This is a genomic window from Mesorhizobium sp. M7A.F.Ca.CA.002.05.1.1 (assembly GCF_003998335.1).
In the GTDB taxonomy this organism is placed as follows: Bacteria; Pseudomonadota; Alphaproteobacteria; order Rhizobiales; family Rhizobiaceae; genus Mesorhizobium.
Genome location: NZ_RZQI01001674.1, coordinates 1 through 419, shown reverse-complemented (window position 1 = coordinate 419; position 419 = coordinate 1). Strand labels below are relative to the sequence as shown.

The 419-nt window shown below is 67.1% G+C and carries 1 protein-coding gene; it reads left to right on the top strand.

Annotated features, from left to right (window positions below):
• A partial coding sequence (locus EN939_RS37725; RefSeq protein WP_206528493.1) for an E3 binding domain-containing protein occupies positions 1-419 on the top strand: 419 nt, incomplete at both ends.

Here is a 419-nt window from a genome sequence, read left to right as displayed (position 1 = left end):
GGCGCCGACATCTCAAGTTGCCACGCCCGCCGGCGCACCGCGTCCCGAGGGCGAAAGACCGCTGGCTTCGCCTGCCGTGCGTCTGCGGGCAAAGGAAGCCGGCATCGATCTCAGGCAGGTTGCGGGATCCGGCCCTGCCGGCCGCATCGGCCATGAGGACATCGAAGCGTTCCTGGCGCGCGGGCCGCAGGTTGCCAGGACATCCGGCCTCGCCCGCAACGATGCGATCCAGGATATCAAGGTGGTCGGCTTGCGGCGCAAGATCGCCGAGAAGATGTCGCTGTCGAAATCGCGCATCCCGCACATCACCTATGTCGAGGAGATCGATGTCACCGCGCTGGAGGAATTGCGCGCCGCGCTCAACAAGGAGAAGCGCCCAGGTAGGGGTGGCGTGGAGCGGCCGAAGCTGACGCTGCTGC